This window comes from Streptomyces sp. NPDC059853 (assembly GCF_042731495.1).
Classification (GTDB): Bacteria; Actinomycetota; Actinomycetes; order Streptomycetales; family Streptomycetaceae; genus Streptomyces.
The window spans coordinates 1-7,997 of the sequence record NZ_JBHWJL010000247.1 but is presented as its reverse complement, the minus strand read 5'-3'; the positions used below and the strand labels follow the sequence as shown (position 1 = coordinate 7,997).

Below are 7,997 nucleotides of genomic sequence, written 5' to 3'. Positions count from 1 at the left end.
GGCGGTGGCCTTCCGTGCCCGGTTGCGAGCGGCGCGGCGCTTCATGGCGCGGCGCTCGTCCTCGCTCATGCCACCCCAGACGCCGGAGTCCTGGCCGGACTCCAGCGCCCACTGCAGGCACTGCTCCATGACGGGGCAGCGGCGGCAGACGGCCTTGGCTTCCTCGATCTGCAGCAGCGCGGGACCGGTGTTGCCGATGGGGAAGAACAGCTCGGGGTCTTCCTCGCGGCAAACGGCGTTGTGACGCCAGTCCATGTCTGCTCCATCTCCTGCACGTTGCAGTTACATTGCTTGTGAATGTGAACGCTTTCACGAACCCCCCGACAAAGAACGAGCCGTGGCTTGCGCTGCGGTGGATGTCTCTGCCGGGATCCCGCTGGGTGGGGAAGAAGGATTCGGGCGATCCTGGGGGCCGAGGTTTCGGCCGTCCCGATCGCCATGTAGAGGTTCGCAAACCTCAGCGGCGGATACAACCCCTTCCCAGAAGTTTTTTTTGAATCCTTGGTGTCGTGTTGCTCACAGCCCTACTTCTCCTGGGTGGAGTCTGGGCTAAACGTTCGACTGTAAGGACTTTTCGGCGTTCCGCTCACACAATCACACGCAGTGCACGGCGTACGCCTGTGAAGGTCACACTCGTGCGCACGCCGAGATGGTCACCATCAAGCTGAAACGGCAGTGGTACCTGCGATTGCAAGGTGAACTCCGTCTCATCGTGGAGTGACACCACATGCTTCCCCTGCGGCCCACGCTCCGGCGAGGACATCAGCAGTTGCGTGACATACCGGGTCAGACCCGACGAGGACAGCTTCGAGATCGCCATCACGTCCAGCGCCGTGTCGAACGACGCCCGCGGCGCCGCGTACACCGGCCGGTTCCCGAAGAACGTCCACGGCGCCGTGTTGCACACTATGGACAACACCAGCTCCTCCACCGGGTCGTGGCCCGGCCGCAGCAGGGTGATCGCCCCCCGCTGCCCGTGCGGATGCCGCGCGAACGCCCGCAGCCCCTGCCGTACGTACAGCGCGTGCGTGGACCGCTTCCCGCGCGCCCGCTGCCGCTCCACCCGCCCGATCACCCCGGCGTCGAACCCCAGCCCGGCACAGAACGTGAACCAGCGCCCCGGCACCTCCGCGTCCCGCGACCCCGGCGTCCCGGACGCGAGACCCAGGCCGATCGTCCGCTCCGAACCGGTGTGCAGCGCGTCCAGCAGCGCCCCCGTCGCCTCCACCGCGTCGTTCGGCAGGCCGAGCGCCCGCGCGAAGACATTCGTCGAGCCGCCCGGCAGCACCGCGAGCCGCGGCAGCCGCTCCGGATCCGGGCCGTGGTGCAGCAGCCCGTTGACCACCTCGTTGGCCGTACCGTCCCCGCCCAGCGCGATCACCAGGTCGACGCTCTCGTCCTCGGCCGCCCGCCGGGCCAGCTCCCTGGCGTGGCCCCGGTGTTCGGTGGCGGCGACCTCCAGCTTCAGATCGCTGGCCAGCGCGTGCGTGAGAACTTCACGGGTCCGGACACTGGTGGTGGTGGCGACCGGATTGACCACGAGAAGCGCGCGCATGGAGTGCAGCGTACCCAGCGCGGGAGGTTCCGGGCGTCAAGGGTGGCCGGGCGCCGGGGCTATACCCTGGCCGCGTGAGCGAGAACAGCACCCCAGCCGGGCGGCCCCGTACGGTGACGGCCGCCGCCGTCCTCACCGGGCTCCAGGGCCTGGTCGCCGCCGGTCTGGGCGGCTACATGCTGCTGCTGGCGGCCACCGGCGACCCCGGGGACCCGATGCAGGCCGTCGTCGGAGCGATCACCGTCCTGGCCCTGGCCCTGGTGCCGCTGGCCGCCGGGCACGGACTGTGGCGGCTGCGCAGCTGGAGCCGCGGCCCGGCCGTGATCACCCAGCTGCTGATGCTTCCGGTGGCCGGCACCCTGGCCGGCAGCGGCGGGGCCTGGCCGGCCGCCGCGGTCGCGCTCGGTGGCACCGCCCTCGCCGTCCTGGTCTGCCTGATGAACCAGACCTCGGCCCAGGCCCTGCGCATCGGGGCCCGCGGCGCCTGAGACGCCGGCCGCACGGTGCGCGTACGGGGTACGGGGCACTCGCCCCGTACCCCGTCTCACTCCTCCACGAGCAGCTTGTCCCGCAGCTGCGCCAGCGTGCGCGCCAGCAGCCGGGAGACATGCATCTGCGAGATCCCGACCTCCTGCGCGATCTGCGACTGCGTCATGTTGCCGAAGAACCGCAGCAGCAGGATCTTCTTCTCGCGCGGCGGCAGTTCCTCCAGCAGGGGCTTGAGGGATTCGCGGTACTCCACGCCCTCCAGCGCGTCGTCCTCCGCGCCCAGGGTGTCCGCCACGGCGGGCGACTCGTCGTCGGTGTCGGGGACGTCGAGGGACAGCGTGCTGTAGGCGTTCGCCGACTCCAGGCCCTCCAGCACCTCCTCCTCGGAGATGTTCAGCCGCTGGGCCAGCTCGTGCACCGTCGGCGCCCGGCCGTGCTGCTGGGACAGCTCGGCGGTCGCCGTGGACAGCGACAGCCGCAGCTCCTGGAGCCGGCGCGGCACCCGCACCGCCCAGCCCTTGTCCCGGAAGTGCCGCTTGATCTCCCCGACCACGGTGGGGGTGGCGTAGGTGGAGAACTCCACCCCGCGCTCCGGGTCGAAGCGGTCCACGGACTTGATCAGCCCGATGGTGGCGACCTGGGTCAGGTCGTCCAGCGGCTCACCGCGGTTGCGGAACCTCCGGGCCAGATGCTCGACCAGCGGCAGATGCATCCGGACCAGGGCGTTGCGCAGCTCGGCGCGCTGCGGCGAGCCGTCGGGGAGCCCGCGCAGTTCGATGAAGAGATCGCGGGCGGCGCCGCGGTCCTGGGGATCGGGCAGCGCCCGCCGGGTGGCGGCCGCCGCCGGTGGTGGCGGTGATGGCGGAGGTTCGGGCTGGCCGGGGATGGCGGCGGCCCGTGCCTGGTCCAGATCGTTCATGTCGGCCCCCTCGTCAGCCGGCGGCCCCACTACGCCGGTCACGGCGCTCCGGGGGCGGCGCCGCGCGTCTTGTGCAGGCTGATGCTGACCGTCTTGTCGTCCTTGACGGTCGATTCCACCTCACCGGCCAGCGCGCTCAGGACGGTCCAGGCGAAGGTGTCCCGCTCGGGGGCGTGACCTTCGGTGGTGGGAGCCGAGACGGTGACCCGCAAGGCATCCCCGACCAGCGTGAAAACGCACTCCAGCACGCTGCCCGGGATGGCTTGCTGGAGCAGGATCGCGCAGGCCTCGTCCACCGCGATGCGCAGATCCTCGATCTCGTCGAGGGTGAAGTCCAAGCGGGCCGCGAGGCCGGCCGTGGCCGTACGCAGGACCGAAAGATAGGCACCCGCCGCGGGCAGCCGGACCTCGACGAAGTCCTGCGATCCTGGCTCACCTGGGAACTGGGACACCCTCACCTCCACAGTGGCTGTCACTGATTGAGCGCTGCCCGGCACCACCGAGGGTGCCGCGCGCCAACACGAAACGTACGCCCTGCGACGCTACCGCGATCACTGGCGTGCTGTCGCCTGGATCTTCGCGGCCACCTCAGCGGTATTACTCATCGTAATGCATCAAGTGCGTTCTGTGGTGGGGCGGATGGGATTCGTTACGGTTTCCGGACCGGGGACTCCGCTGATCACGGCGGCCACGGTGGTCCCGGGGGCGAAGGCCCCCTCCTCGGCGAGCACGGTCAGCGCGTACAGCAGTTTGGCCACGTAGATCAGCTCGACCCCCGGCAGCCCGTGCCGGCCGGCGAAGTCGGCGGCGAACTCCCGCAGCACGGACGGCACCCGGGCGTATCCGCCGTGGTGGAAGCGCTCGTCGAGCCACCAGTCGCCGCGCGGGCCGCCGAACGCCTCCTCCTGGAGGGCGCGTACCCGCTCCGCCGGGGCCGCGCCCTTGAGGACGGGGATGCCCAGCGCCCGCCGCCCGGGGCCGAGTCCGGCGGCGAGCCCGGCGAGGGTGCCGCCGGTGCCCACCGCGACGGCCGCCACATCGGGCGGATCGGCGGCCTCGCGCAGTTCGCGGCCGAGTGCGGCGCAGCCGTGCACGGCCAGGGCGTTGCTGCCGCCCTCCGGGACGAGGTACGGGTCGCCGAACCGGGCGCGCAGCGCGGCCAGCTGGGCCGGGTCGTCGCGCAGCCGGTACGTGGCCCGGCTGACGAAGTGCAGCCGCATGCCGTCGGCGGCGCAGCGGGCGAGCGAGGGGTTGAGGGGGCGGTCGGCGAGTTCGTCGCCGCGCACCACGCCGACGGTGGCGAGCCCGGTGATCCGTCCGGCCGCCGCCGTGGCGCGCAGATGGCTGGAGTAGGCGCCGCCGAAGGTCAGCAGCGTGCGGTGGCCGGCCGCCCGCGCGGCGCGCACGTTCGGCATGAGCTTGCGCCACTTGTTGCCGATCAGCTCGGGGTGCAGCAGATCGTCGCGCTTGAGGAGCAGCCGCAGTCCGTGCCGTGCGAAGCGCTCGTCGCGCACCTCCTGGAGCGGGGAGGGCGGCGGCGTGGTGGTGAGCGGGCCGGGTGCGCGCGTCATGCCGGTGAGGCTACCCGGAGCCGGAGGCGGGCGCGGACACAGAAAAACCCCGCATGGAAATGCGGGGAAAGAAACGCTATATTGCTGGGTTCTGCGCGTGTAAAGAAATGCCAAAGCCGCGCACAATAAGGCTAGTTTACTGAAGGGGGAATTCCTTTGTCAACCGCCCTGGACAAGGAACAGGAATGCCTGACCCAGCTCTACAGCCGCCTCGACGAGCTGCGCGAACAGACCGGGCAGCGGCTGGAGCAGGTGCTCGCCACCACCGGTCTCGGCCACCAGGGACTGACCGAACGGGACGTCGCCGCCGCCGGACTCGCCCGCCGGCTCGGCGAACTGCATGCCGTCGAGAACGGCCTGTGTTTCGGCCGGCTCACCATGACGGAAGGACCGGACCGCGCCATCGGCCGCATCGGAATTCCGGCGGCCCCCGACGAAACCGAACCCCCGCTGATCGACTGGCGCGCACCCGCCGCCCGGCCCTTCTACACCGCCACCGGAGCCCGCACCGAGGGGGTGCGCGTCCGGCGCCATCTGCGCACCAGCGGCCGTACCGTCACCGGCGTCCAGGACGAGGACCTCGGGGCCGGCGCGGTCGCCGGCACCGAGGACGCCCCAGCCCTGCTCGCCGCCCTGAACGCCCCGCGCACCGGCCGGATGAACGACATCGTGGCCACCATCCAGGCCGAACAGGACGCGATCATCCGCGCCCCCCGGGCCGGGGTCCTCGTCGTCCAGGGCGGCCCCGGCACCGGCAAGACCGCCGTCGCCCTGCACCGCGCCGCCTACCTGCTGTACACCCACCGGGAACGGCTGGCCCGCGACGTGGTGCTGATCGTCGGCCCCGGCACCGCCTTCCTGCGCTACATCGGCGAGGTCCTGCCCTCCCTCGGCGAGAGCGGCGTCCTGCTGGCCACCCCCGCCGAGCTGTACCCCGGCGTCACCGCCGACCGCCCCGAGGACCCGCGCACCGCCGGGATCAAGGGTCGCGCGGACATGGCCGAGGTGATCGCCGCCGCCGTCGCCGACCGGCAGTGGCTCCCGGCGGACACCTTGCCCATCGACCACGACGGCGAGACCTTGCACCTCGACCGGGCCACCGCCGAACGCCTGCGCCGCCGCGCCCGCGACCTCGGCCTGCCGCACAACGAGACCGCGCCCCTGCACGGCGAACTGCTCGTCGACGCCCTCGCCCGCACCGTCGCGGCCCGCATCGACGCCGCTGTCCTCGGCGGGGACAGCGGTGCCGACGGCGACCCTCTCCTGGGCGAGGACGAACTCGACGATCTGCGCGCCGAACTGCGCGAGTCCCCCGGCGTACGCGCCGCCCAGCACCGGCTGTGGCCCCCGCTCACCCCGCAGCGGCTGCTCGGCGACCTCTTCGCCTCCCCGCGCCGGCTCGCCTCCGCCGCCCCCGGACTCACCGAAGCGGAACGCGACCTGCTGCTGCGCGCCCCCGGCGGCTGGGCCCCCTCCGACGTACCGCTGCTGGACGAGGCCGCCGAACTCCTCGGCACCGACGACCGCGCCGCCCGGGCCGCCGCAGCCGCCGAGCACGCCGAACAGCTGCGGCTCGCCCAGGAGGCCCTGGACATCGCCCGCGGCTCGCGCGCCACCGAACACGACGACGGCACCGACCCCGAGTCGCTGTCCGCCTTCGACCTGCTCGACGCCGGACGCCTCGCCGAGCGCCACGCCGAGGCCGACCACCGCACCCCCGCCGAACGCGCCGCCGCCGACCGCACCTGGGCCTTCGGCCACATCGTGGTCGACGAGGCGCAGGAACTGTCCCCCATGGCCTGGCGGCTGCTGCTGCGCCGCTGCCCCGCCCGCTCCATGACCCTGGTCGGCGACATCGCCCAGACCTCCGCGCCCGGCGGCGCCCGCTCCTGGGCCGCGGCCCTCGACCCGCACCTGGGCCCCGGCCGGACCCGTACCGTCGAGCTGACCGTCAACTACCGGCTGCCCGCCGAGATCGCCGCCCCGGCCGCCGACGTGCTGCGCGCCATCGACCCGGACCTGCGCCCGCCCCGCGCCGTACGCTCCACCGGCGTGCGGCCCTGGCGGCGCTCCCTCCCCGCCGAAGGGCTGCCCGCCGGGACGGCCCGCGCCCTGGCGGACGAACGCGCCGCGCACCCGGACGGCACCGCCGCCGTGATCGCCCCGCCGGAACTGCTGCCCGCCCTCACCGCGGCGGTCGGCCCGGCACCCGGGGTGAGCGTGCTGGACCCGCGCACCGCCAAGGGACTGGAGTACGACACCGTCCTCGTCGTGGACCCGGACGCCATGCCGCTGCCCGACCGCTATGTGGCGCTCACCCGCGCCACCCAGCGGCTCGGGATCCTCACCCCCAGCCGTGCAGGCTGACCGCCGGATCCCCGCCCAGCGCCCGGAGCAGCATCCGGTCGGTGGAGAGCACCATCTCCCCGGCCGGCAGCTCACCGGTCCCCACCCAGCGCACCTCGCTGTGCTTGGCCGGCTCGGTGTTCACCAGCTCGCCCTCCCACCGCTCGGCCACGAACACCACCGTGAGGAACCCGGCCGCCGAGGCGATGCCCGGCGCCGCGTGCACCACGGACGCCAGCCGCAGCTCCTCCTCCGCCACCACCAGGCCGGTCTCCTCGCGCAGTTCCCGCACCGCGCACCGGGTCACCGGCTCGCCCGGCTCGCACTTGCCCACCGGCAGGTCCCACAGCCCCGCACCGAACCGCGCCCGCGCGCCGCGCCGCAGCAGCACCACCCGGCCCAGCTCCCGGTCGTGCACGACGACGGCGGCGGACAACGGCGGGGTGGCTGCGGAAGACATCATGCGCCGCAGCCTAGAGGTTTGCCTCCGGGCCGCCGCGGCCACCCGGGACGCAGCCGTCGCAGGACGAACACCACCCGAAGGAGAAGAGGCGAGAAGCGATGACCACGGCACACGAGACCATGATCCGCGGCATGCTGCGCAGCTACCCAGCCGACCTGGGGCACGTGGACCAGGAGGCGCTGGCCCGCTGCATCGAGGCGTGTGTGGCCTGCGCGCAGAGCTGTACGGCGTGCGCCGACGCCTGTCTGTCGGAGGTGCGGGTGGCCGACCTCGCCAAGTGCGTGCGCACCGACCTGGACTGCGCGGACGTCTGCGAGACGACCGGGCGGGTGCTGTCCCGGCACACCGGCTACGACGCGCAGCTCACCCGCGCCCAGCTGACGGCGTGCGTGGCGGCGTGCAAGGCCTGCGGTGACGAGTGCGGGCGGCACGCGGAGATGCACGAGCACTGCCGGATCTGCGCCGACGCCTGCCGCCGGTGCGAGGAGGCCTGCCGCGACCTGCTCGCCGCCCTCGGCTGAGCCGGCGGTCCCGCCCCGTCCGGCCGCTCCGTCCGGCAGCCCGGGCCCGGGCGGCCGGACGGGTCAGCGGTCCGGCAGCCGCTGCTCCGCCCAGATGGTCTTGCCGCCGGGGGAGTGGCGGGTGCCCCACCGC

Annotated in this window: 9 protein-coding genes; 3 read left to right on the top strand and 6 right to left on the bottom strand. The window is 73.1% G+C overall.

What is annotated here, in order from left to right; all coding sequences use genetic code 11:
- Both ACFV5N_RS21465 and ACFV5N_RS21460 read right to left on the bottom strand, forming a co-directional pair.
- On the bottom strand, positions 1 to 255 hold a 255-nt coding region (locus ACFV5N_RS21465), incomplete at its 3' end, for a WhiB family transcriptional regulator (RefSeq protein WP_019433310.1).
- Positions 256 to 586: 331 nt separating this feature from the next.
- Positions 587 to 1,555: a diacylglycerol/lipid kinase family protein gene (locus ACFV5N_RS21460; protein WP_385602208.1), complete on the bottom strand. Its 969-nt coding sequence runs from the start codon at positions 1,553 to 1,555 to the stop codon at positions 587 to 589.
- Between the two features lie 74 nt (positions 1,556 to 1,629).
- Here ACFV5N_RS21460 and ACFV5N_RS21455 point away from each other — a divergent pair, with 74 nt between their 5' ends.
- Complete coding sequence (locus tag ACFV5N_RS21455; protein WP_385602205.1) at positions 1,630 to 2,043, top strand: hypothetical protein; 414 nt, start codon at positions 1,630 to 1,632, stop codon at positions 2,041 to 2,043.
- A 56-nt stretch (positions 2,044 to 2,099) separates the two neighbouring features.
- On the opposite strand, the gene ACFV5N_RS21450 is transcribed toward ACFV5N_RS21455, so the two are convergent.
- The 3 genes from ACFV5N_RS21450 to ACFV5N_RS21440 form a co-directional block, all read right to left on the bottom strand.
- Positions 2,100 to 3,005 (bottom strand): RNA polymerase sigma factor SigF, encoded by a 906-nt coding sequence (locus tag ACFV5N_RS21450; RefSeq protein WP_385602202.1) that lies wholly within the window; start codon positions 3,003 to 3,005, stop codon positions 2,100 to 2,102.
- Positions 3,002 to 3,415, bottom strand: a complete 414-nt coding sequence (locus ACFV5N_RS21445; protein ID WP_019433314.1) for an anti-sigma regulatory factor — start codon at positions 3,413 to 3,415, stop codon at positions 3,002 to 3,004. Before ACFV5N_RS21445 ends, ACFV5N_RS21450 begins: the two co-directional genes overlap by 4 nt.
- 162 nt (positions 3,416 to 3,577) lie before the next feature.
- Positions 3,578 to 4,534 (bottom strand): 1-aminocyclopropane-1-carboxylate deaminase/D-cysteine desulfhydrase, encoded by a 957-nt coding sequence (locus tag ACFV5N_RS21440; protein ID WP_385602200.1) that lies wholly within the window; start codon positions 4,532 to 4,534, stop codon positions 3,578 to 3,580.
- 156 nt (positions 4,535 to 4,690) lie between these two features.
- On the opposite strand from ACFV5N_RS21440, the gene ACFV5N_RS21435 reads away from it, so the two are divergent.
- Positions 4,691 to 6,901 carry a HelD family protein gene (locus ACFV5N_RS21435; protein ID WP_385602197.1) on the top strand — a complete coding sequence of 737 codons (2,211 nt, stop codon included), beginning with the start codon at positions 4,691 to 4,693 and terminating at the stop codon, positions 6,899 to 6,901.
- On the opposite strand, the gene ACFV5N_RS21430 is transcribed toward ACFV5N_RS21435, so the two are convergent.
- Positions 6,879 to 7,343: an NUDIX domain-containing protein gene (locus ACFV5N_RS21430; protein ID WP_385602195.1), complete on the bottom strand. Its 465-nt coding sequence runs from the start codon at positions 7,341 to 7,343 to the stop codon at positions 6,879 to 6,881. The two genes, ACFV5N_RS21435 and ACFV5N_RS21430, sit on opposite strands and share 23 nt — an antisense overlap.
- 98 nt (positions 7,344 to 7,441) lie before the next feature.
- Here ACFV5N_RS21430 and ACFV5N_RS21425 point away from each other — a divergent pair, with 98 nt between their 5' ends.
- On the top strand, positions 7,442 to 7,864 hold the full coding sequence (locus ACFV5N_RS21425; protein ID WP_385602193.1) for a four-helix bundle copper-binding protein: 423 nt from the start codon (positions 7,442 to 7,444) through the stop codon (positions 7,862 to 7,864).
- Positions 7,865 to 7,997 lie beyond the last annotated feature (133 nt).